This window comes from Corynebacterium sp. MSK039, from assembly GCF_030232315.1.
Lineage (GTDB): Bacteria > Actinomycetota > Actinomycetes > Mycobacteriales > Mycobacteriaceae > Corynebacterium.
The window spans coordinates 1-666 of record NZ_JASPJL010000043.1; the positions used below are offsets into that span (position 1 = coordinate 1).

Here is a 666-nt window from a genome sequence, read left to right on the forward strand (position 1 = left end):
TTGTTGTGGTGTGTGTTTTGTGTGTGTCTTAGTGTTTGATTTGTTACTTTTAAGGGCGCACGGTGGATGCCTTGGCACAATGAGCCGATGAAGGACGTGTAAGGCCACGATAGGCCTCGGGGAGTTGCCAATAGAGCGTTGATCCGAGGGTGTCCGAATGGGGAAACCTGGCCACGGTTATGTGTGGTCGCCCACTGCTGAATGCATAGGTGGTGTGGTGGTAACGCGGGGAAGTGAAACATCTCAGTACCCGCAGGAGAAGAAAATAATAATGATTCTGCTAGTAGCGGCGAGCGAACGTGGATGATGGCTAAACCATATGCGTGTGATACCTGGCAGGGGTTGCGTGTGTGGGGTTGTGGGATTTTGTTGTGGGCTGCTGCCATGGCCCGCGTGTGTGTTGTGTGTTAGCGGAAGTGGTTTGGAATGGCCTGCCGTAGACGGTGAGAGTCCGGTACGTGAAAGCATGCAATGTGTGCGTTGACAATTTTTCCCGAGTAGCAGCGGGCTCGTGGAATCTGCTGTGAATCTGCCGGGACCACTCGGTAAGCCTGAATACTTGTTGTGACCGATAGTGTATTGAGTACCGTGAGGGAATGGTGAAAAGTACCCCGTGAGGGGAGTGAAATAGTACCTGAAACCGTGTGCTTACAATCCGTCAGAGCC

1 rRNA gene is annotated in these 666 nt (G+C 52.4%); it reads left to right on the plus strand.

Features of this window, described 5'->3' with window-relative positions:
* Positions 1 to 39: 39 nt before the first annotated feature.
* A 23S ribosomal RNA gene (locus tag QP997_RS09745) occupies positions 40 to 666 on the plus strand; the annotation flags it as partial.